Annotated in this window: 21 protein-coding genes; 7 read left to right on the forward strand and 14 right to left on the reverse strand. The window is 64.4% G+C overall.

All coding sequences use genetic code 11. The features are described 5' to 3' along the window. Positions 1–2 precede the first annotated feature (2 nt). The 3 genes from CH276_RS27430 to CH276_RS27440 are packed head-to-tail and all read right to left on the reverse strand — an operon-like array spanning position 3 to position 2,865. Complete coding sequence (locus tag CH276_RS27430; RefSeq protein WP_032393486.1) at positions 3–1,424, reverse strand: NAD(P)(+) transhydrogenase (Re/Si-specific) subunit beta; 1,422 nt, start codon at positions 1,422–1,424, stop codon at positions 3–5. Then, on the reverse strand, positions 1,424–1,747 hold the full coding sequence (locus CH276_RS27435; RefSeq protein ID WP_094632274.1) for an NAD(P) transhydrogenase subunit alpha: 324 nt from the start codon (positions 1,745–1,747) through the stop codon (positions 1,424–1,426). Before CH276_RS27435 ends, CH276_RS27430 begins: the two co-directional genes overlap by 1 nt. Then, positions 1,747–2,865, reverse strand: a complete 1,119-nt coding sequence (locus CH276_RS27440; protein ID WP_045194417.1) for a Re/Si-specific NAD(P)(+) transhydrogenase subunit alpha — start codon at positions 2,863–2,865, stop codon at positions 1,747–1,749. The genes CH276_RS27435 and CH276_RS27440 overlap by 1 nt, the downstream gene beginning before the upstream one ends. A gap of 254 nt (positions 2,866–3,119) precedes the next feature. Here CH276_RS27440 and CH276_RS27445 point away from each other — a divergent pair, with 254 nt between their 5' ends. Continuing rightward, entirely contained in the window at positions 3,120–3,560 is a 441-nt protein-coding gene (locus CH276_RS27445; RefSeq protein ID WP_032393483.1) for an HIT family protein, read from the forward strand. Next, positions 3,557–4,201, forward strand: coding sequence for a Type 1 glutamine amidotransferase-like domain-containing protein (locus CH276_RS27450; RefSeq protein WP_094632276.1), 645 nt, complete (start codon positions 3,557–3,559; stop codon positions 4,199–4,201). Before CH276_RS27445 ends, CH276_RS27450 begins: the two co-directional genes overlap by 4 nt. 7 nt (positions 4,202–4,208) lie before the next feature. Here the strand turns inward: CH276_RS27450 and CH276_RS27455 are convergent, their stop codons facing one another. Beyond that, a complete protein-coding gene (locus CH276_RS27455; RefSeq protein WP_032393481.1) occupies positions 4,209–4,520 on the reverse strand; it encodes a hypothetical protein in 312 nt (103 codons plus the stop codon). 191 nt (positions 4,521–4,711) lie between these two features. On the opposite strand from CH276_RS27455, the gene CH276_RS27460 reads away from it, so the two are divergent. From CH276_RS27460 to CH276_RS27470, 3 genes are all read left to right on the forward strand, one after another. After that, entirely contained in the window at positions 4,712–5,227 is a 516-nt protein-coding gene (locus CH276_RS27460; protein WP_094632278.1) for a DUF3558 domain-containing protein, read from the forward strand. A 4-nt stretch (positions 5,228–5,231) separates the two neighbouring features. Then, entirely contained in the window at positions 5,232–5,768 is a 537-nt protein-coding gene (locus CH276_RS27465) for a DUF3558 domain-containing protein (RefSeq protein ID WP_094632279.1), read from the forward strand. Between the two features lie 90 nt (positions 5,769–5,858). Further along, positions 5,859–7,241 carry an FAD-binding oxidoreductase gene (locus CH276_RS27470; RefSeq protein WP_032393479.1) on the forward strand — a complete coding sequence of 461 codons (1,383 nt, stop codon included), beginning with the start codon at positions 5,859–5,861 and terminating at the stop codon, positions 7,239–7,241. On the opposite strand, the gene CH276_RS27475 is transcribed toward CH276_RS27470, so the two are convergent. From CH276_RS27475 to CH276_RS27520, 10 genes are all read right to left on the reverse strand, one after another. Beyond that, a complete protein-coding gene (locus CH276_RS27475; protein ID WP_094632281.1) occupies positions 7,242–8,552 on the reverse strand; it encodes an aspartate aminotransferase family protein in 1,311 nt (436 codons plus the stop codon). Beyond that, complete coding sequence (locus tag CH276_RS27480) at positions 8,553–9,689, reverse strand: ABC transporter substrate-binding protein (protein ID WP_094632313.1); 1,137 nt, start codon at positions 9,687–9,689, stop codon at positions 8,553–8,555. A 9-nt stretch (positions 9,690–9,698) separates the two neighbouring features. Next, positions 9,699–10,442 (reverse strand): ABC transporter permease, encoded by a 744-nt coding sequence (locus CH276_RS27485; RefSeq protein ID WP_094632283.1) that lies wholly within the window; start codon positions 10,440–10,442, stop codon positions 9,699–9,701. Further along, complete coding sequence (locus tag CH276_RS27490) at positions 10,439–11,218, reverse strand: ABC transporter ATP-binding protein (RefSeq protein WP_032393475.1); 780 nt, start codon at positions 11,216–11,218, stop codon at positions 10,439–10,441. The genes CH276_RS27485 and CH276_RS27490 overlap by 4 nt, the downstream gene beginning before the upstream one ends. Beyond that, positions 11,215–12,150 carry an ABC transporter permease gene (locus CH276_RS27495; RefSeq protein WP_094632285.1) on the reverse strand — a complete coding sequence of 312 codons (936 nt, stop codon included), beginning with the start codon at positions 12,148–12,150 and terminating at the stop codon, positions 11,215–11,217. The genes CH276_RS27490 and CH276_RS27495 overlap by 4 nt, the downstream gene beginning before the upstream one ends. After that, positions 12,147–13,178: a TIGR03842 family LLM class F420-dependent oxidoreductase gene (locus CH276_RS27500; protein ID WP_094632287.1), complete on the reverse strand. Its 1,032-nt coding sequence runs from the start codon at positions 13,176–13,178 to the stop codon at positions 12,147–12,149. Before CH276_RS27500 ends, CH276_RS27495 begins: the two co-directional genes overlap by 4 nt. A gap of 3 nt (positions 13,179–13,181) precedes the next feature. Beyond that, complete coding sequence (gene hydA, locus CH276_RS27505; RefSeq protein ID WP_045194399.1) at positions 13,182–14,603, reverse strand: dihydropyrimidinase; 1,422 nt, start codon at positions 14,601–14,603, stop codon at positions 13,182–13,184. Next, positions 14,603–15,442, reverse strand: a complete 840-nt coding sequence (locus CH276_RS27510; RefSeq protein WP_197914655.1) for a nitrilase-related carbon-nitrogen hydrolase — start codon at positions 15,440–15,442, stop codon at positions 14,603–14,605. The genes hydA and CH276_RS27510 overlap by 1 nt, the downstream gene beginning before the upstream one ends. 101 nt (positions 15,443–15,543) lie before the next feature. Next, positions 15,544–17,058, reverse strand: coding sequence for an ATP-dependent DNA ligase (locus tag CH276_RS27515; RefSeq protein WP_094632289.1), 1,515 nt, complete (start codon positions 17,056–17,058; stop codon positions 15,544–15,546). Between the two features lie 137 nt (positions 17,059–17,195). Next, positions 17,196–18,773: a carboxylesterase/lipase family protein gene (locus CH276_RS27520; RefSeq protein ID WP_032393469.1), complete on the reverse strand. Its 1,578-nt coding sequence runs from the start codon at positions 18,771–18,773 to the stop codon at positions 17,196–17,198. A gap of 98 nt (positions 18,774–18,871) precedes the next feature. On the opposite strand from CH276_RS27520, the gene CH276_RS29155 reads away from it, so the two are divergent. Together CH276_RS29155 and CH276_RS27530 are read left to right on the forward strand one after the other, a co-directional pair. Beyond that, positions 18,872–19,519 carry a hypothetical protein gene (locus CH276_RS29155; protein ID WP_254924455.1) on the forward strand — a complete coding sequence of 216 codons (648 nt, stop codon included), beginning with the start codon at positions 18,872–18,874 and terminating at the stop codon, positions 19,517–19,519. Between the two features lie 118 nt (positions 19,520–19,637). Beyond that, complete coding sequence (locus CH276_RS27530; protein ID WP_032393467.1) at positions 19,638–21,035, forward strand: sugar porter family MFS transporter; 1,398 nt, start codon at positions 19,638–19,640, stop codon at positions 21,033–21,035. Position 21,036: the final 1 nt, after the last annotated feature.

The raw sequence follows: 21,036 nt of genomic DNA on the forward strand, positions 1-21,036 counted from the left end.
GACTAGAGGGCCTTGAGCTCCTCGGTCACCTCGGACACCGACTTCTTCGCGTCACCGAACAGCATCGAGGTGCCCTCGGCGAAGAACAACGGGTTCTCGATGCCGGCGAACCCGGACGACATCGACCGCTTCAGAACGATGACCGACTTCGACTGATCGACGTTCAGGATCGGCATCCCGTGAATCGGGCTCGACGGATCGTTGCGCGCCGCCGGGTTGGTCACGTCGTTCGCACCGATGACCAACGTGACGTCGGTACGGGAGAATTCGTCGTTGATGTCGTCCATTTCCTTCATCGCGTCGTACGCGACATCGGCCTCGGCGAGCAGCACGTTCATGTGCCCGGGCATGCGACCGGCCACGGGGTGAATGGCGTACTTGACCTCGACGCCCTTCGACTCCAGTAGCTTGGCCATGTCCTTGACCGCATGCTGCGCCTGCGCAACCGCGAGTCCGTATCCGGGTACGACGATGACCTGGTTGGCGTAGGCCATCTGGATCGCCGCATCCGCCGCGGACGTGGCCTTCGCGGTTCCGCCGCCTGCACCCGCAGGCCCGGCAGCCGCGTCGCCGCCACCGAATCCGCCGGCGACGATCGCCGGGATGGAACGGTTCATGGCCTTGGCCATGAGGTTGGTCAGAATCGTGCCGGACGCGCCGACGATCATGCCTGCGACGATCATCGCTGTGTTGTTGAGCGCCAGACCTGCCGCCGCAGCGGACAGACCGGTCAGAGCGTTGAGCAACGAAATGACGACCGGCATGTCCGCGCCGCCGATGGGCAGCACGACCGTCAGACCCAGAATTCCGGCGAGTACGAGAACCGCGACGATCCACCACTGCGACACCCCGCCGCCCGGAGTGGCGTTGATTCCGATGACCACCGCAGCCGCCACGGCACCGATCAGCAGCAGAGCGTTGAGCGGCTGCTGCAACTTGCCGATGGTGATGGGCGAACCGGGCAGGGTCTCCTGCAGCTTGAGGAACGCGATCAGCGATCCCCAGAACGAGATCGACCCGATGATCGCCGCGAACAGCGACCCGATGACGATGTGGACCGTCGGCGATTCACCGTGCTTGAAGTTCGAGAATCCCGATGTGTCGAGGAACTCGGCCCAGGCGATCAGTGCAACCGTTCCACCGCCGACGCCGTTGAACAGGGCCACCAACTGCGGCATTGCCGTCATCTTGACCCGACGTGCGGGAGGGATACCGAGAGCGACGCCGACGACCAGGCCGACGACGATGAGAATCCAGTTGCCGGTGTCTCGGATGGAGATGAGGGTCGCCACCACTGCGATGAACATGCCGACGGCTGCGATCTGATTGCCGCGGACAGCGGTCTTCGGGCCCGTCAGACCCATCAGACCGTAGATGAACATCGCGAACGCGACGATGTAGAGGATGTTGACGAGATTGTCCATCAGGAGTCAGCGCCCTTCTCGGCCTTGGCAGGGACAGGCTTGGACTTGAACATGCCGAGCATGCGGTCGGTGACGACGAATCCACCGATCACGTTGACCGTTCCGAAGACCAGCGCCACGAACAGGATCACCTGCAATCCGATGGACGGATCGGCCACCTTGCCCAGGACGACCAACGCGCCGAGCACGACGATGCCGTGGATGGCATTGGTGCCCGACATCAACGGGGTGTGCAAGGTGTTGGGCACCTTGGAGATCACCGCGAAGCCGACGAACCCGGACAACACCAGGATCGCTATGTTCGCGAGCAGCGGGGTGTACATCAGTTCTCCTTCTCACGTGTCACGCAGGCACCGGCGAGAACCTCGTCCGAGAAGTCGGGGGCGAGCTTGCCGTCGACCAGCATGAGTTCGAGCAATGCCGAGATGTTCTTCGAGTACAGCTCGCTGGCGTGCTCGGGCATCGAGGCAGGCAGGTTCAACGGCGAGCAGATGGTCACGTCGTGCTTGACGACGGTCTCTCCGGGCTCGGTGAGCTCACAGTTGCCGCCGGTCTCACCGGCGAGGTCGACCACGACGCTGCCGGGCTTCATGCCCTCGACGGCTGCGGCCGTGACCAGTCGCGGGGCGGGGCGTCCGGGCACCAACGCGGTGGTGATGACCACGTCGAATCCCTTGATGGCCTCCTCGAGAGCCTTCTGCTGTTGCACCCGCTCGTCCTCGGTCAGCTCACGCGCGTACCCGCCCTCACCTGCGGCGTCGATCCCGAGATCGAGCCATTGCGCCCCGACGGAGCGAACCTGGTCCGCGACCTCCGGACGCACGTCGTACCCGGTGGGCCGGCCGCCGAGACGCTTCGCGGTGGCAAGCGCCTGCAGACCTGCCACGCCCACACCCAGCACCAGCACGGTGGCAGGCTTGACGGTGCCCGCGGCAGTGGTGAGCATCGGGAAAAATCGGGTGGACTCGGACGCGGCCAGCAGGACGGCCTTGTATCCGGCGACATTGGCCTGAGACGACAGTGCGTCCATCACCTGCGCCCGCGAGATCCGCGGGATCGCTTCGACGGCGAAGGCCTGCACTCCGGCCGCCTTCAACGCCCCGATGCTGTTCTCCGCGTTGCGCGGTGCCAGAAATCCGATGAGTGTCGAACCCGACGACAGCTTGGCGATCTCGGCGTCGGACGGCGGCGCGACCTTCACCACGACGTCCGCCGACCATGGATCACCGATGGTCGCTCCGGCGGCGACGTACAGCTCGTCGGGAATCAGAGCGCCCAAACCGGCACCCGATTCGACGACGATCTCGACGCCTTTACCCGTCAGGGAGGCAACGATCTTGGGCACCAGGGCGACGCGACGTTCGCCCTCCCCCGATTCCCGAACCACACCGACCACGGTCGTGGATCCCGAACCCTTCTCAGTGCTCTGCGATGTATCCAAATCTCCGTCTTCCTGCGTTGAATGGTGTCCACTGATCGGCCAACGGCCCCGAGCTTGCGACGAGTGGACGAACCCATGCGACAAAGGCACAAGGTCCCTGATAGTAGCCAGAGGAAACAGACCACGGGTAACTCGGAACACAGTCCGATTCGTTCTGAATCGAGTCCGTTCGGCATTCCGCAGTTACAGGGCGGGCAATTGTGATGCACGCCATACAGGTCTATCGGTGATGATCGGACCCTACAGTGACAACCGTGGAATCTTGCATCTTCTGTGCCATCGTCGCCGGCGACGCCCCCGCACACCGCGTGTTCGAGAACGACCACGCGATGGCCTTTCTCGACATCCGGCCGGTCAGTCGCGGACACCTGCTCGTCGTCCCGCGCGAGCACGCCACCGATCTGAACTCGACCCATCCGGACGCGGCCGCCGACGTATTTCGCGTCGGTCACACGCTGGCGCGCGCGGTGCGCCACTCGGATCTGCGCGCCGACGGAGCCAACCTCGTGATCAACGACGGCAAGGCCGCGTTTCAGACGGTTTTCCACCTGCACTTGCACGTGGTGCCTCGCTGGCATCGGGACCGGCTGCGGTTCGCTACCGGGTTCGTGACGCGCCGCCTGCGTGAGCCCGAGCATGTCGCGGACGCCGTTCGCGTCGGGCTGGCCCGGCTGAACGGCGAATCGACGGCGTGAGACTGTTCCTGTCGTCGTATCGATTCGGGGGCCACTCCGCTGCTTTCGTCGAGCTGACCGGGCCGCCGTCCGATCTTGCGGTGATCGCGAACGCGTCGGACGCGTGGCCCGCCGCCGCTCGCGAGTCCTCGCTTCGCAGTGAGTTCGGTCCGCTGCGCGCTCTCGGGTATCGGCCGGCGGAGCTGGATCTGCGCGAGTACGTGGGTCGGCCCGCGGCCTTCGAGCGCGCGCTCGAAGGATTCGGTGCGGTGTGGGTGCGCGGGGGCAACACCTTCGTCCTGCGCGCTCAGCTCGCCCGCTCGGGTGCGGACGAGGTTCTGGCCGACCGAGTTCGGCGAGGATCGATCGCGTACGGCGGATACAGTGCGGGTGCCTGTGTGGCCGCACCGTCGTTGATCGGAGTCGAGGACGCGGACGACCCGGGCGAGGTTCGGCACGCCACCGGTATCGATCCGGTGTGGACCGGGTTGGGTCTGGTGAATTTCTCCATTGTCCCGCACCTGAATTCCGTTCTCGACGAGCAGAATTCGGGGCATGTGACGGTGCAGCGCCTTCGCCGGGCCGGCATGGACTGTCACGGGTTGACCGACGACCAGGCCATCGTCGTCGACGCGTCGGGGACGCGTGTGCTCGGTAGTTGACCGTCGGTCAGCCCAGGCGGGCAAGTGGAGCGAGTCGATCCAGCGAGGACCACGCCAGCGAGCACCGCCTTGCGGTCATTTCGTCCGCGTCGAGCACCAGCATGTCGAACAACTGCCGAGGGGCCTGATGCCACGAGTGGGCAATCTGCGCGATGGTGGCTCGATCGAACAATCCGGACTGGGTCAACGCCTGAACCCATTCGTCGACCTCGCCTCGGTGAATGCGCTCGATGGTGTCGTATTCGATTCCGCCCCCAAGGAATTCGTACGAGAACATCGCGGCCACGTAGTTCCAGGAGTCACTTCCGGGATCGATCATGGTGCAGCCTCCTTGTCGACTCGCACCACATGAGGTGCGAGATTCGCTGCGCTGGACGCTAGCGTGGCGAACTACAAATTTGCGTGTCGACGACGCATCGATCTGGTAACGCCTGAGGCTGGTGTTACTGATGTGACTCGCTTCCGGAAAAGGCTCACCCACCTCGAACAGGGTGGGTAAAGTCCGCATTCGTGGGCACCCGAGCCGTTGCAGCGTCGATCGCAGCGATCGCGTGCGGGCTGGTGGGATGCTCGAACACGCCGGGAACCGAGGCCGATCCGAATTCGCCCGAGACGGCCGAACAGCCCGTCACCGAAGAACTCTTCGTCGGCGAATGCGGGTCGATGGACAATACGGAAGTGCAGAGACTCACGGCCGTATCCGACCTGACGGTGGTGTCCGAGAACGCCGTTCGGTGTCGATGGGAATCCGCGACCGGCGCGTACGCGATGTTCACCTGGTATCGCGGCAGCTCCATCGACCGAGAGAGATCCGTGGCCGAAGCCGTCGGCCGCACCATCGAGCGCATCGATGTGGACGGTCACCCGGGATTCACCGCCGCGGCGTCGGGAGCGTCGTGCGAGGCCGGGGTCGAGAACGGGGACGGCTTCTTACACTGGTCCGTCAACTACGTGATCGACGGGCCCCGCGATTCCTGCGACGTCGTCGAGGATCTGGCACGAACCACGATGTCGAAGGCGAAGTAGCCCCATGAGGACGTTCCCCTCCACCGAGTCCAAAGGTCGCGTCCTCGCCGCTGTCCTCGTCACTGCGGCCGTCGGTACCGGATGCACCACCACCGTGGCCGGTACGGCGGTACCTGCTCGATCGGCCGACAGCGGAGAGTTCGACAAGCTGCTCGAGGAGTGCATCGCCGTCCCGGATCCCACCATCGCCGACACAGTGGGTGCCGACCTCGTCGATCAGTACTTCTACGGTGCAGTGTGCATGTGGACGGGCATCGGTGCCGCCGGGCTCATCGACGTGACCTTCGCCTGGTTCGAGGACGATGCGCTCTCCCGCGAGCGAGAGTTGGCCGAGCGGCTCGGCTACGCGACCGAGAACGTCCCTGTTGCCGGCACCACGGCGTTCCTGTCACGACGACCGGCCGACCCGTCGTCGTGCGGAATCAGCGCGGCGTATTCGGGCGTCATCACCTGGTGGGTGCAGTACCGAGGCACCAGTCCGACCGACCCGTGCGCCGCCGCCACGGAACTGGCAGAACTGACACTGCAACGCAACCAGTGACCGAGCGTCGACCGACCCCGACTCCGCCCCACGCTCCGCCGTGACAGACTCGAGTGTCGACGGTCACATTTCTGACGTGAGGAGACCGAGATGTCCGTGACGACCGATGCAGATGCCCGCCTGAGTGCGCTCGAATCCCTTCTTTCACCCGGCTCGGTGGTCACCGACCCGGACATCACCGAGGGCTATCGACGCGACTGGGCGAAGGATCCCGACGCGGGCACCCCGCTGGCCGTCGTGCGCGCACAGTCCACCGAGGACGTTCGTGCCGTGATGCGGTGGGCCACCGAGCACGCCGTGGCGGTCGTCCCACGCGGCGCGGGATCGGGTCTGTCCGGTGGAGCCACCGCCGTGGACGGTGGAATCGTGCTCACCACCGAGTTGATGCGAGAGATCACCGTCGATCCGGTGACCCGCATCGCCGTCGTACAACCCGGACTGCTCAACGCGGAGGTCAAGAAGGCCGTCGCCGAACACGGCCTCTGGTACCCACCGGATCCGTCCTCGTTCGAGATGTGTTCCATCGGAGGCAATGCGGCCACCAACGCGGGCGGACTGTGCTGTGTGAAGTACGGCGTCACCACCGATTACGTTCTCGGTCTCGAGGTCGTCCTGGCCGACGGTACCGCCGTCCGGCTCGGCGGGCCACGACTGAAAGACGTTGCGGGTCTGTCCCTTGCGAAGCTGTTCGTCGGCTCCGAGGGAACGCTGGGCATCATCACCGAGATCACTCTTCGATTGATTCCGGCGCAACCTCCCGCCAGTACGGTGGTCGCCTCGTTCGCGTCGGTGCACGACGCAACCGCCGCAATTCTGGCCATCACCCGGACACTGCGCCCGTCGATGCTCGAGTTCATGGACCGAGCTTCCATCGGTGCCGTCGAAGATGCCATGAACATGGGGCTCGATCGCGAGGCGGCGGCGATGCTCATTGCTCGGTCCGACTCCCCCGGTGCCGACCGAGGCCGCGAGATCGAGATCATGGCGGCCGCGTGCACCGAGGCCGGTGCCTCGGATGTGTTCACCACCGACGACCCCGACGAGGGCGAGGCCTTCGCTGCCGCGCGGCGGTTCGCCATTCCCGCTGTCGAGCGACTCGGCAGCCTGCTCCTCGAGGACGTCGGGGTTCCGCTGCCCGCACTTCCGGCCCTCGTCGACGGAATCGCCGAGCTGTCCACGAAATACGACGTGCTGGTGGCGGTCATCGCCCACGCCGGTGACGGCAACACTCACCCGCTGATCGTTTTCGACCCCGAGGACGCCGACATGACACGTCGCGCCAACATCGCATTCGGCGCGATCATGGATCTGGCAATCTCGTTGGGCGGCACCATCACCGGCGAACACGGTGTCGGTCGCCTCAAGAAGGCGTGGCTGCCCGATCAGGTCGGTGAGGACGTCATGGAACTGACCCGCCGAATCAAGACCGCTCTCGATCCGGCGGGCATCCTCAACCCCGGTGCCGTGCTGTGATCACCCGTCGACGGTGAATCCGTCCGCCACCGTCAGCACCTCGTCGAGGATTTCCAGTCCTTGACGAATCTCGTCCTCGGACGTCGTCAGCGGAGGGGCGATCTGGAGGCGATTGCCTGCGACGAACGGCCACAGTCCACGTGACTTCGCCGCGGCGGTCACCGTGCCCATCGCCGCCGCGTCCTTGCCCGACGCGGCGAAGGCAACCAGTGGCTCTCGGGTCGTTCCGTCCTTGACCAGTTCGACGGCCCAGAAGAATCCCTTACCGCGTACCTCGCCCACACTCGGATGCGATTCGGCCAGCTTGGACAGGCCCGCACCGAGTACGTCCTCGCCGACGTGACGCACGTGAGGAAGGATCTTGTCGCGCTCGAACACTCCGATGGAAGCCACGCCCGCGGCGCACCCGAGCACGTGACCGGAGTAGGTCAAGCCGCCCGGGTACGGCTTGTGGTCGAACTGCGAGGCGATCTTCTCCGAGATCACGACCCCGCCGAGGGGCACGTATCCGGAGTTGACGCCTTTGGCGAACGTGATGAGATCCGGTGTCACATCCCAGGCCTGGCAGGCGAACCATTCGCCGATGCGCCCGAACCCGACCATGACCTCGTCGGCGATGTAGACGATCCCGTACTTGTCGCACAGCGCTCGAACGCCGGCCAGATAGCCGGGCGGCGGGATCAGCACACCGTTGGTGCCGATGACCGATTCGAGGATCAGTCCGGCGATGTTCTGCGCACCTTCGAGCACGATGACCTGCTCGAGGTGTGCCAGCGCTGCGGCCGTCTCGTCCTCGGGAGTCGTTGTGCCCCAGGGTGAGCGGTACGGGTACGGCCCGAAGAAACGTACGACGTCGACGTTGGTCGGCTCGGTGCCCCATCGCCGCGGCTCGCCCGTGAGACCGATCGCAACTCCGGTTCCACCGTGGTACGAGCGATACGCGGCAAGCATCTTCGTACGCCCGGTGTGCTGTCGCGCCAACCGCACCGCATGCTCGACGGCTTCCGCCCCACCGGTCGTGAAGAACACTCGGTTCAGATCACCCGGCGCACGTTCGGCGATCAACGTGGCGAGTTCACTGCGCTTGTTGTTGGCCACGGTCGGGGAGATGGTCGTCAGAACCTGAGCCTGTTCGACGATGGCGGCGACCACGTCGGGGTGTTGATGACCGAGATTGACGTTGACCAACTGCGACGAGAAGTCGAGGTACCGGTTGCCCTTGTCGTCCCAGAACCACGCCCCCTCCGCTCCCTCGACGGTGATCGGGTTCAGTTCGGCCTGCGCCGCCCAGGAGTAGAACACGTGATCCATCTACTTGCCGCCTTCCTCCAGTGTGACCTCCATCGGAGCGTACGACTCTCCGGTGACGTCCACTCCGTCGGCCTTCAACAAATCGAGCGCCTGCGTGACGTACTCGTTGGTGTACGCCTCGGCATCGGGATCGGCGGTCAGCACCGTCGATCCTTCGGCATTCTCGGTGCTCTTGGCGATGTCGACGGTCTGCTGCCAGGCCGCCTCGTCGATCATGCCGATGCCCTCCGCAGACGGCCAGATCAGTTTGTTGACCTCGTTGACCTGCCAGAGCTGGTGACTCGCGCCGAGTGTGGAGCCTGCAGCGACGGTGATGTCGCGGCACGTTTCGACGTTGTCGCGGCAGAAGATCCAGCCCTTCAACGATGCCGCCAGGAATTTGACGGTCTGCTCCTGGTAGGCCTCGTCCGAGAGCTTGTCGGTGTTGGCCCAGATCGCGTCCTGCAGCATCGCGACGCCGTCGTCGTTCCAGTTCAGCGTGGTGAAATCGTCTGCGGTGTAGAGAGCTCCGGTTGCCGGGTTCACGGTCTCGAGCAACTGAGCGTACTCGTTGTACGACATCGCCTGGGCTGCAGCGATATCGCCGGACAACAGGCCGTTCATGTCGAACTGCTGCTGCACCAGCGTCACGTCCGCCGGGCTCACTCCCGCTTTCGTCATTCCGGCGAACAATTCGAACTCGTTTCCGTAGCCCCAGTTTCCGACGGTCTTGCCTCGGAGGTCCGCGGGTGAGGCGATGTTCTGATCCTCGAACGAGACCTGCAGGGTGCCCGACTTCTGATAGATCTGAGCCACGTCGGTGATGCCGGCTCCGGCCTCGCGGGATGCGAGCGCCTTCGGTACCCACGCGATGGCGTAGTCGGCCTGCCCCTGGGCAAGCACGGTTTGCGGGACGATATCCGTTCCACCGTCCAGGATTTCGACGTCCAACCCCTGTTCCGCATAGAAACCCTGATCGACGGCGGCGAGGTAGCCGGCGAATTGGCCCTGCTTGAACCACTGCAATTGCAGCTTGATCGTGGTGTCTCCGTCGGCACCGGTGTCGGTGTCTGTCGTGGTGGTACTGCACGCCGAGGCGACCACTGCAAGCGCCATCACGGCGGCGAGAAGAGATCGGGGGGTTCGGGTGATCTTCACGTTCATCTCCTAGGTACGACGCCGGGACACGAGCTTCTCGAGCAGCAGAACAAGCAGAAAGAAGAGCAAACCGACTGCGATGGCGCCCATCACGTAGGCCCATGCCCGGGGGTAGGCCGTGTTCGCCGCGGCGGAGGTGATCCGCGACCCCAAACCGTTCTGCAGTCCGCCGAAGTACTCGCAGATGATGGCAGCAATGACAGCATTGGGAGCGGCAACCCGCAACCCGGTGAAGATGTGTGGAACGGCGGACGGGAGGCGGACGATTCGGGTGAACTGCCAACCACCGACGGCATACGACGTCATGAGGTCGTGGTGCACGGCCGAGACCTGACGCAGTCCCTTCGCCGCACTGACGAAGACCGGGAAGAACACGACGATGGTGACCACGAGGCGGCGCGGTAGATCGGTGGTCGAGGAGAACATCGAGTTGAACACCGGCGCGAGAGCGACGATGGGAACGGCTGCGGCACCTGCTGCCAACGGGGTGAGCAGTTCGTCGACGATCCGCAGGCGAACTGCTGCCATCGCTGCCAGGAGACCGAGGACCGAGCCTGCGATCAAGCCCACGAGAGCGTTGGTTCCCGTTGCCAGACTTGCCGATCCGATGTTTCCGAGGTTTCGCACGAATTGCTCGGCGATGGCGCTCGGGGACGGCAGCAGGAACGACGGAACCCCCGCGACGACCGTGAGCATTTGCCACAGTGCGAGCGCCGCCGCCCCGAACACCACCGGTGGCAGCCAGAGCTTCATCGCAGATCCGCACTTCGAACCGAACGGCCGTGCAGTGCATCCCGAACCGCGGTGATGGACGAGAAGAACTCCGCCGATTCGCGCGGATCGTCGTTCGTGTCGAATCTGTCGATCGTGAGTGTGTCGACGATCCTCCCCGGCCGAGCGGACATCACCACCACCCGATCGGACAGGTAGACCGCTTCGGGAATCGAGTGGGTCACGAACACCACTGCTGCGCTCGACTCCTCGGCGATGCGCAGTAGGTCGTTCTGCATCTTCTCGCGGGTCATCTCGTCCAGGGCACCGAACGGTTCGTCCATCAGCAGCAGTCCCGGCGTTCGGGCCAGCGCCCGCGCGATCGCCACTCGTTGCTGCATCCCACCGGACAGCTGGCTGGGAAACTTGTCGGCGAAATCGGTGAGTCCGACGAGGTCCAGTAGTTCGCGAACCCGTTCTGCGCGTTCCTTCTTGGGAACCTTGTGGAGTTCGAGCGGCAATGCGACGTTGGATTGCACTGTGCGCCACTCGAGCAGCCCGGCCTGCTGAAAGGCGATGCCGTACTTCTGATCGACGCGGGCTCGGCGAGCAGTCAGACCGAACACCGAGGCAGTACCGGACGTGGGTTGCTCGAGATCGGCAACGATACGGAGCAACGTCGACTTACCGCACCCCGAAGGCCCGATCAGCGAGACGAATTCGCCGGGGGCGATCGCGAGCGATACGTCCTCCAACGCAGTCACTCCCCCGTCGAACGTCTTTCCGACGCCCTCGACGAGTACCGCATGCTCGGTCATGACCGATCCTTTCGACCCGGTGAGCGACCGGCGTACCGACCCAGTGCTATGTCGAGCAGTGACACCAACCCGGTCACCACCAGTCCGAGCACCGCTGCGCCGAGAACGGCTGCGTAAAGGCGGGATGCGTCTCCTGTTGCCTGCTGCGAGAACACGATGATCTGCCTGCCGATACCGCCGGTCGTTCCGGTGGAGATCTCGGCGACCACGGCACCGATCACGGCAGCGGCCGCGGCCAGACGCAGCGCCGGAATCAGATGAGGAACCGAGGCGGGTAGGCGTAGTCGAACGAGTGTGGTCCACCATCCGGACGCGTAACTGTGCATCAGGTCCAACGCTGCCCGATCGGGTGCACGCAGGCCGCGCAGCATCCCCACCCCCACCGGGAAGAACGCAAGATACGACGCGATGACGGTGATGCTCATCCACGGCTGCCAGGCGTAACCGCCGATCGCGATCTTTCCGCCCCACCCTGCGACGAGCGGTGCCAACGCGATCAGCGGAACCGTCTGCGAGACGATCACATACGGCAGTACGGAGCGCTCGACCCACACGAATCGTTGCATCGCCACCGCCAGAACCAGCCCGACCACCGTCCCCAGCGCGAACCCGAGTACCGCGAGCCCGAAGGTGAACAGGCCACTGGACACGATCGCCGCACCGACACTGCGAGCCCCCGCGACGTTCACCTCCGGCTCGGTCAGCGCTGCCAACACCGACCACACGTGCGGTAGCGCTCCGTCGTCGGTGCGGGGCAGCACCCGCACGCCGGCGATACTCACCCCGTTGTCGGGGACGAGCACTTTCACCGACTCCCAGAACACCAGCAGCACGCCGACGGCCCCCACTGCCATCAACGGACGCCGCGCTCCTCGATGCGCACCGGCGGGAGCAGGCGTCACCACCGAGGCCTGATCGAGAACACCCGTCACGACGTCGCCGTCACGCTCGGGCGGATCTGCGGAATTATGCTCTCCCCGTAGGCTTCCAGCGTCGCTGCCTTGGCATCGTGTTGCAGGTACACCGAGAACTGATCGACACCGAGAGCCTCGAGATCCTTCAGCTTGACGATGTGATCGGCCGGGGAGCCGAGCAGACAGAACCTGTCGATCACCTCGTCCGGAACGAACTCTGCGTGCGAATTGCCTGCGCGGCCGTGCTCGTTGTAGTCGTACCCTTCACGCGCCGCGATGTAGTCGGTGAGTGCCTGTGGAACACCGCTGCCGTCGCCGCCGTACCGCGAGACGATATCGGCGACGTGATTGCCCACCATCCCGCCGAACCAACGACACTGATCTCGGGCGTGTTCGAGCCCTGCGTCGGTACCGTCGGTGACGTAGGCGGGAGCGGCGACGCAGATCGAGATCGAATCCGGATCGCGACCCGCTTGCTCGGCCGCAGCGCGGACCCGGCCGATCGTCCACGCTGCGATGTCGGGATCGGCCAGCTGCAGAATGAACCCGTCTGCCACCTGTCCGGTGAGCTCGAGGGCTTTGGGGCCGTACGCAGCTACCCACACCTCGAGTCGGGACCGCTCCGCCCACGGAAACTGCACTGTCGTCTCCCCGATCCGGGCACTTCGCCCATTGGCCAAGCTACGGATCACCTCGATCGATTCCCGCAGCGTGGCAAGGGTTGTCGGCTTCCCGCCGAGGGCGCGGACGGCCGAATCACCGCGGCCGATGCCGCAGACGGTCCGATTGCCGAACATGTCGTTGAGCGTCGCGAACGTCGATGCGGTCACCGTCCAGTCGCGGGTGGCGGGATTGGTGACCATCGGACCGACGGTCACACGCCTCGTCGCGGCCAGAATCTGGCTGTAGATGACGTACGGTTCCTGCCACAGCAGATGCGAATCGAACGTCCACACGTGCGAGAAGCCATGTGTCTCCGCCTGTCTGGCCAGGTCGACCACACGGGACGCCGGCGGATTGCACTGGAGCACTACCCCGATGTCCATGGCTCAGATCAGATTCTGCGACAGGTCGCGCCGGACGAATCGGCCGTGTCCCGCAGTGCCGGAATAGGATCCACCGTCGACGATGATCCGGCCACGCGAGATCACGGTGTCGACATGGCCGTCGATCTCGAAACCCTCGTACGCCGAATAGTCCATGTTCATGTGGTGGGTCTTCTCGACGCCGATGCTGGTGTGTCCGTTCGGGTCGTAGATCACGATGTCCGCGTCGGCACCGGGGGTGATGACGCCTTTCCTCGGATACATCCCGAACATCCTGGCCGGGGTGGTGCAGCAGACGTCGACCCACTTCTCGAGCGTGATCTTGCCGCTCTTGACACCCTGGAACATCAAATCGATGCGGTGTTCCACCGAGCCGATCCCGTTGGGAATCTTCGAGAAATCACCGATACCCATCTCCTTCTGATCCTTCATGCAGAAGGGGCAGTGATCGGTACTGACGGTCGACACGTCTCCGGTGCGCAGGTATCGCCACAACTCGTCCTGATGCCCCTCCGCTCGCGACCGCAACGGCGTCGAGCAGACCCACTTGGCACCCTCGAAGCCCGGAGCGCCGAGCTGTTCCTCTAGCGACAGATACAGGTACTGCGGACATGTCTCGGCAAAGACGTTCTGTCCGTTGCCTCGGGCCTGCGCGATCTGTTCCAGGGCCTGCTTGGCAGAGACGTGTACGACGTAGAGCGGTGCACCGGTGACGTCGGCCAACATTATCGCTCGATGCGTCGCCTCCTCCTCGAGCTGCCACGGCCGTGACGTGCCGTGGAAGTACGGGGCCGTGTCTCCACGGGCGATCGACTGAGCAACGAGAACATCGATCGCGATGCCGTTCTCCGCATGCATCATCAGCAGTGCACCCGTTTCGGCGGCGGACTGCATGGCGCGCAGGATCTTGCCGTCATCGGAGTAGAACACACCCGGGTAGGCCATGAAGAGTTTGAAACTGGTGACGCCCTCGGATACCAACTCGCTCATGGCTTTCAAGGAATCGTCGGTCACGTCGCCGATGATCTGATGGAATCCGTAGTCGACGGCACACTGCCCCGCGGCCTTCTCGTGCCATTGCGCCAGAGTGTCCTGGACGCGCTGACCGGGAGTCTGAATCGCGAAGTCCACGATCGTCGTCGTGCCACCCCACGCCGCTGCGCGCGTTCCGGTTTCGAAGGTGTCGGAGGCGAACGTACCGCCGAAGGGCATCTCCATGTGAGTGTGCCCGTCGACCCCACCCGGGATCACGTATTTTCCGGTCGCGTCGACGACCACGTCCGCCGAGGTCTTCAGGTCCGCGGCCAGGGAGACCGATCCGGGTGCCAGTACCGCGACGATGCTCTCGCCGTCGATGAGCACATCCAATTCCTGTGCGCCGGTAGTGGATACCACTGTCCCGCCGTGCACGAAGGTGGTGGCCATCAGGGTTGCACCAACGGGCCGTATGCGTCGGGTCTACGGTCACGATAGAAGGCCCACCGGTCGCGGACCACCTTGATCAAATCCATGTCCAGGTCGCGCACGATTATTTCGGATTCGGAATCCGACGCCACCTCGCCGACGAATTTGCCTTCGGGGTCCACGAAGTAACTGGTTCCGTAGAAGTCGTCGTCACCGTATTCGGATTCGATTCCGACTCGATTGATCGCGCCCACGTAGTACTCGTTCGCGACGGCGGATGCGGGCTGTTCGAGCTTCCACAGGTAGTTCGACAGGCCCCGCGAGGTGGCCGAGGGATTGAAGACGATCTCGGCACCGGCGAGGCCCAACGCCCGCCAACCCTCGGGAAAGTGCCTGTCGTAGCAGATGTACACACCGATTCGGCCGACCGCGGTGTCGAACACCGGCCACCCCAGGTTTCCCGGGCGAAAGTAGAACTTCTCCCAGAATCCGTTCACGTGGGGAATGTGGTGTTTTCGATACTTGCCGAGATAGGTGCCGTCCGCATCGACGACGGCAGCGGTGTTGTACAGAAGTCCGGGTTGTTCCTGCTCGTAGACGGGCAGAATCATCACGATGCCGAGTTCCTTCGCCAATGCGGCGAAACGGTCGACGGTCGGCCCGGGTACCGATTCTGCATACTCGTAGAATTTCGCATCCTGCAATTGACAGAAGTACGGACCGTAGAAAAGTTCTTGGAAACAAACGACTTTCGCGCCCTGCTCGGCGGCGGACCGAGCAAACCCCTCGTGCGCCGCGATCATCGATTCTTTGTCACCGGTCCACTTGCTTTGGACCAGAGCAGCTCGAACTGTGGACATCATTGGCACTCCATCTCTCGCTGGCTTGCACCCTCAAGATATTTTGCGCCGTGTTACGGGATCGTTCGTGCGGTTTCGTACGTATTAATCGTCCGAACTGTTCACGAGTGCGGAAGCAGTGCACGCACGGCGTCGATGGAGTCCGCGGTGGCAAGGTTCTTGTCGGGTCGATACCGGAGTACTCGCGCGAACCGCAGTGCAACACCGCCCGGATAGCGTGGGCTGACCTGCACGCCGTCGAGTTCGATTTCGACGATCAGCTCGGGTCGCAGGTACACGGTGTGCTCGTCACGCTCGCGCTCGTGTTTCGGGAATTCGTCGGTCTGCCATTGCAACAGAACGTCGGTCAGGCCTTTGAAGGTCTTACCGACCATGATCGGGTCACCGCCGTCGGGATCGCGAGCTCCGAGGTGCAGGTTGGACAGGTAACCGGTGCGACGCCCGTATCCCCACTCGGCTCCGAGCACGACGAGGTCGAGGGTGTGCTCGGGTTTGACCTTCTGCCAGCTCTTTCCGCGGCGGCCTGCGGCGTACGGAGCACCGAGCGCTTTGAGCATGATCCCTTCGTGCCCGGCGTCGAGTGCCGCGTCGAAATGGGCTGCTGCCGCGTCCGCGTCGGGCCTGACGACACAGGGAATTCGGTGTCCCGGTGCCACCCGGTCCAGTGCAGCCAGACGCTGCTCCAACGGGGCATCGAGCAGGTCGACACCGTCGAGGTGCAGGCAGTCGAAGAAGTAGGGCTGCAGCAGTAGCTCGTGCGCACTCTCGGCACCGAACCGACTCATCGTTTCCTGGAAAGGTCGCGGGCGGCCGCTGTCTTCGAGCGCGAGGGTCTCACCGTCCAGGACCACGGAGTCGCACGGCAGCGCGAGAACCAGATCCACCAGCTCGGGCACACTCGCAGTGATGTCGCGCAGAGTGCGCGTGTAGATGCTCACGTCGGTTCCGGAGCGGTGCACCTGAATTCGCGCGCCGTCGAGCTTGTATTCGACGGTGACATCGCCGGAGAGCTGTTCCCATGCGCCCCGCAGAGACTCCGCGGGCGAGGCCAGCATCGGCCGGACCGGGCGACCCACCTCGAGCCGAAATGCGTCCAGCGCTTCGACGCCACCGGTGATGGCAGCGATCGCAGTGGCAGGCAACCTCCCCGAGAGCATGAATGCGCGACGCACCGAGGCCTGCGGCAGATTCGTCGCGGCGGCGACAGCGTCGACCATGATTCCTTCGAGCGCGCCCTGACGCAGCTCACCGGTGACGAGCCGGATCAGAAACCGACGCTCCTCGGCTGTGCTCCGGGAGAACAGGGCCGTCAGCAGCGCCACCCGGCGAGCAGCAGAACCGGCCCCCGACGTCGCCGCGACCGACGATATCGCCTCGTCCACCTCGGCAACCGTCAGTGTCGAATCCGCGGCAGCCGCGACGTCGAGATCGGCCAGCGTGCGCCAGCCGACACCTATCCGACCCTGCGGCAACTCCCCCGAGAGCCACGAGACAGCAGGCTCGATGTCACCGGCTGCCGCTTCGGCCAGGAGCGCGCTCAGCTGCTCGATCTTGACCTTGCGCGAGCGCGTCGCTGCCACGGCACGGGAGGTTTCGACGATCCTCGACATCAACACACACCGAACATAACCGCCCCCACCGACAGCGTGCTGACATCCAATTGTTACCGCTGTGACTCGAGCGACCCGTGTTGTTGCTGTTACGTTCGATTCATGTCAGCAACGTCCGTGCGACACAACGCACGGGCGACGTGTCAGCTGAATCCCAGAACGCGGTCGCCCCACGCAGCGCGCATGTCGCCGTCGGGGTCGTCGACGAGAGTGTCGGATGCATCGATCACCAGCGTCCAGCGCGTCTTCTCGGTGTACGGAGCCCAATGCTTGGACGCATCCAACGCAGCGGGGACGCCGTACCGCGCGAAAGCGAGCCAGCGTCTCTGCATCCGCGCAGACACCGCCATTGCCGGCTTTCGGCCACCGAGCCAGAAGGTGGGGTCTCGGTTGAGCGTTCCGAAATTGCCGAAGACGTACGGCAGTTCGGTCGCGTGGCCGGCTCCCACTCGTGCGGCCTTGAGCATCGGTGTCGCATGATCGAATCGGTACATCCATGTCGGCGAGTGCCTGCTGTGCCCGTCGGCGATCCACACGCTCGGCATGAGGAATCCCGCGTCGCGCGATATGGCTTGTGCCCCGGCCGGTTTGTCTCGGTCCGGGTATGCCGCCATGATCTCGGCCACTCGATAAGCAGGCAGATCCGCGTGGTCGTGAGCGATGGCGCGGAACATCTCGGAGACCGTGTCGGAGGTGATCGGCATCAACGGAGACTTCATGAATCGAAAGATCGAGGGCTCGTCGTGGTTGGTGCCGATGATCAACGGGATCTTGTGCGAGAGCCCCTTCTGGAAGGCAGCCACGGGATAGCGCGGAACGATATCTCCGTCGACGACCGGCGAAAGACCAAGTGTCCCAGGCACTGTCGTCGGGATCTCGTAGCAGAGTGTGTCACCGGCGGTGACCAGCCTCGTGAAATGCATGTCCAAGAGTTCACCGATGTCCGCCGGCTCGACGCCTACCAACTCCAGGAACCTCGAGGCCACCGCGGCTCCGCGTTCGGGGCCGTACACCGAGGTCGCAGGCGCGCTCTGCACGATCGCTCTCTGGAACAGACCCTCGGCCTTCGGCGAGGTCATCAACGTGGTGACCGACGCTCCCCCGGAGGATTCGCCGAACACCGTCACCTGATCGGGATCGCCGCCGAACGCCGAGATGCACTCGCGGACCCACTGCAGTGCGGCAATCTGATCTCGCAGTCCCAGATTGGTCTCGAAGGTGTGCTCGTCGGTGGAGAACGACGACAGGTCGAGGAACCCGAACGCACCGAGACGAAAGTTGATGGTCACCACCACCACATCGCCGTTCTCGCTGAGGTTCCTCCCGTCGTACACCCGCTGTGCCGACGATCCGAGCGAGTAGGCGCCGCCGTGGATCCAGACCAGCACCGGCCGCAGTTCTGCCTCGGGACGGGGAGCCCAGACGTTGAGCGTGAGACAGTCCTCGGAAATCGACAGCGACGGATCGATCGGCACCGGACTGTCGCGGCCCTGCGGAGCCATCGCACCGAACTCGAGGCCGTCGAGCACTCCCGCCCAGGGCTGCAACGGTCGCGGCGCGCGGAACCGGAGCTTGCCCACCGGAGGCGTCGCGTAGGGAATACCCCGCCAGGCCACGATCGGCGACGTATCGGCATCGACCGGATAGCCGAGAACCTCGCCGTAGGGCGTGCTCACGAGCACGGTCGAATCGGACGCAGCGGAGTCGGACGCGGTGACCATGGAACCTCCCGTTCGGTCGTTGCCCAACGTACCAACATCAACCGTCCCCTCGGCGACGTTACTCACAGCGTCGACGCCCGCGAGCGAAGGAACCGGCGATGAAGAGAATCGGATGTGTCGCAGTGGCAGTCGTCGGAGCATGCATGCTCGGAGGGTGCGGTGCGAGCGGTGAAGGCGACGGTCCGATGGCAACCGTGATCACCGACCGCCCCACCCCGGTCGCCACGGCTCCCTCCGTGCCCTCTGCCACGTCGGCATCACCGTCCACCACATCGATCGTCACGCCGACGTCCACCACGGTGGTGCCGACGAGTCCTGCTGCAGCCCAGGCAAAGCCGCAGGACTACGCAGGCAAGGCACCCGGTTGGTACTACTTCTCGAGCCCCAGCGGAAAATTCGAGTGCGGTATCGCCGTCCTCGAATCCTCGATCGCCGGATGCCACGGATCACTCCCCGATTCGGCACCCGAGGTTCCCGGCAGCGGAGCGTCGGGGACGGCGGTGAAACCGAATGCCGTACAGCTGATCGCCGGGTCCCCAGCGAAGTTCGAGAGCCTCGGCGATCCCAAGTTCCACCGTTTCGACGGGCCTGCGACGGCCTTGCCGTACGGCGAAGTTCTCACCGTCCCCGGAAGTGGTTCCACCAACGGCCTGCAGTGCAGCGTCGACGAGAAGACCGGGGTCACGTGCTCCGATCAGGTCGGCCACGGTTTCACCGTCTCGAACGAGGATTTCGACCTTCGCTGACGGTCTCGTTCGCGCGGCAAATTACCAGGCGTAATGTCCGGGGACGGTACGACAATCCCTGCCGTACGGTCTCCCCAGCGGCCGACGCCCGTGCGCGCGGCCGGAAGGTGCATCACACATGAATCAGACCTCGGACCGCCACACAGCGAAGGTCATCGGCGTCAGCATCGCCGCTGCTGTGGGCGGGTTCCTGTTCGGCTTCGACAGCTCGGTCATCAACGGCGCTGTCGACTCGATCGAAGATCATTTCCTCCTCGGCTCGTTCACCACAGGCTTCGTGGTGGCGATCGCCCTCATCGGGTGCGCAGTGGGTGCCTGGTTCGCCGGCAGCCTCGCAGATCGTTGGGGACGCAAGAAGGTCATGCTGCTGGGCTCGGCCCTGTTCGTCGTTTCCTCGATCGGCTCGGGATTGGCGTTCAGCGTCCCCGACCTGATGCTCTGGCGAGTGCTCGGCGGACTCGGAATCGGCATCGCCTCGGTGATCGCACCGGCGTACATCGCCGAGATCGCTCCCGCCAAATGGCGCGGTTCCTTGGCCTCGCTTCAGCAATTGGCCATCACCATCGGCATTTTCGCTGCTCTGCTGTCCGACGCTCTTCTCGCCGGTGCCGCCGACGGCGCGTCCAACGACTTGTGGTTCGGCATCGAGGCATGGCGCTGGATGTTCCTGGTCGGCGTGATTCCCGCTCTCGTGTACGGGTTGCTGGCAACCCTGATCCCGGAGTCTCCGCGTTACCTCGTCGGTCAGCATCTCGACGAGGAAGCGGCCCGCGTACTCGCCGAGATCACCGGTGAGCTGCACCCGGACGAGCGCGTCCACGAGATCAGGCTGACGCTGCGCAAGGAGTCACGCTCGTCGTTCGCCGATATTCGCGGGCCGAAGTTCGGCCTGCAACCCATCGTCTGGGTGGGCATCACGATGGCCGTGCTGCAACAGCTGGTCGGCATCAATGCGATCTTCTACTACTCGACGACGCTGTGGCGTTCGGTCGGCTTCTCCGAGGATCAATCGTTCACCACCTCCGTGATCACCGCTGTGATCAACGTGGTCATGACGTTCGTGGCGATCCTGTTCGTGGACCGAATCGGTAGGCGCAAACTGCTGATGGGGGGTTCGATCGGCATGTTCGTCGGGCTCGTCATGGCGTCGGTGGCATTCTCGCAGGCGACCGGCAGCGGCGACGACGTCACGTTGCCCGCTCCGTGGGGTGCGATCGCGTTGGTCGGGGCCAATCTGTTCGTCATCTTCTTCGCCTCCACATGGGGACCGATCATGTGGGTCATGCTCGGTGAGATGTTCCCCAACCGCATGCGTGCTATGGCGCTCGGCATCGGCACCGCAGCCAACTGGATGGCCAACTTCGCTGTCACGCTTGCCTTCCCGCCGCTGACGTCGTCCGTGGGGCTGTGGGCGATCTACGCAGGATTCGCTCTGTTCGCCGCGCTCTCGTTCTTCTTCGTCAAGGCCAAGATCAGGGAGACCAAGGGCATGGAACTCGAGGACATGCTGGGCTGAC

This window comes from Rhodococcus sp. 06-470-2 (genome assembly GCF_002258235.1).
GTDB lineage: Bacteria > Actinomycetota > Actinomycetes > Mycobacteriales > Mycobacteriaceae > Rhodococcoides.

Excerpts from the sequence above, each read along its gene's own strand:
- CH276_RS27430 (WP_032393486.1), bottom strand. The coding sequence starts at position 1,424 with ATGGACAATCTCGTCAACATCCTCTACATCGTCGCGTTCGCGATGTTC.
- CH276_RS27465 (WP_094632279.1), top strand. The coding sequence starts at position 5,232 with ATGAGGACGTTCCCCTCCACCGAGTCCAAAGGTCGCGTCCTCGCCGCT.
- CH276_RS27530 (WP_032393467.1), top strand. The coding sequence starts at position 19,638 with ATGAATCAGACCTCGGACCGCCACACAGCGAAGGTCATCGGCGTCAGC.
- CH276_RS27455 (WP_032393481.1), bottom strand. The coding sequence starts at position 4,520 with ATGATCGATCCCGGAAGTGACTCCTGGAACTACGTGGCCGCGATGTTC.
- CH276_RS27490 (WP_032393475.1), bottom strand. The coding sequence starts at position 11,218 with ATGACCGAGCATGCGGTACTCGTCGAGGGCGTCGGAAAGACGTTCGAC.
- CH276_RS27485 (WP_094632283.1), bottom strand. The coding sequence starts at position 10,442 with ATGAAGCTCTGGCTGCCACCGGTGGTGTTCGGGGCGGCGGCGCTCGCA.
- CH276_RS29155 (WP_254924455.1), top strand. The coding sequence starts at position 18,872 with ATGAAGAGAATCGGATGTGTCGCAGTGGCAGTCGTCGGAGCATGCATG.
- hydA (WP_045194399.1), bottom strand. The coding sequence starts at position 14,603 with ATGGCCACCACCTTCGTGCACGGCGGGACAGTGGTATCCACTACCGGC.
- CH276_RS27500 (WP_094632287.1), bottom strand. The coding sequence starts at position 13,178 with ATGGACATCGGGGTAGTGCTCCAGTGCAATCCGCCGGCGTCCCGTGTG.
- CH276_RS27435 (WP_094632274.1), bottom strand. The coding sequence starts at position 1,747 with ATGTACACCCCGCTGCTCGCGAACATAGCGATCCTGGTGTTGTCCGGG.
- CH276_RS27510 (WP_197914655.1), bottom strand. The coding sequence starts at position 15,442 with ATGTCCACAGTTCGAGCTGCTCTGGTCCAAAGCAAGTGGACCGGTGAC.
- CH276_RS27475 (WP_094632281.1), bottom strand. The coding sequence starts at position 8,552 with ATGGATCACGTGTTCTACTCCTGGGCGGCGCAGGCCGAACTGAACCCG.
- CH276_RS27470 (WP_032393479.1), top strand. The coding sequence starts at position 5,859 with ATGTCCGTGACGACCGATGCAGATGCCCGCCTGAGTGCGCTCGAATCC.
- CH276_RS27520 (WP_032393469.1), bottom strand. The coding sequence starts at position 18,773 with ATGGTCACCGCGTCCGACTCCGCTGCGTCCGATTCGACCGTGCTCGTG.